1 pseudogene is annotated in these 383 nt (G+C 69.5%); it reads right to left on the reverse strand.

Going from position 1 to position 383, the window contains the following annotated elements:
• Positions 1–265 (reverse strand): annotated as a pseudogene (locus G3I56_RS43055) (carbohydrate ABC transporter permease); the annotation flags it as partial.
• Positions 266–383: the final 118 nt, after the last annotated feature.

Below are 383 nucleotides of genomic sequence, written 5' to 3' on the forward strand. Positions count from 1 at the left end.
GCAGCCAGCGGACGAAGATGCCGCCGTTGTACGTGAACACCTGCCCGATGTTGTCGAGCAGCGCGAACGAGTGGCCGGGAGCCAGGCCCGGGGTCGTGACGAAGTCCGGCTGGGTCTTGGTCGCGTTGATGACGAGCCAGACGAGCGGGAGCAGGCAGTAGAGCGCGAACAGCGCGGTGACGAGCGTGAGCGTGAGGCTCTTGCGCGGGTTCGCGATGGTGTGCAGCGGCCGGTTGCGGGGCCGCGGCGGTGCGGTCGTGGTCATGGTCATCCCCGGGTCACTGGTCGAGGGCACGCTTCATGCCCCGGATCTGGACGGCGTACGCGATGGCGATCGTGAAGGCCGCCATGGCGAGCGCGAGCGCCGCGGCGTAGCCCTGCTG

Origin of the sequence: Streptomyces sp. SID12488, from assembly GCF_010548275.1 — a bacterium.
Classification (GTDB): domain Bacteria; phylum Actinomycetota; class Actinomycetes; order Streptomycetales; family Streptomycetaceae; genus Streptomyces.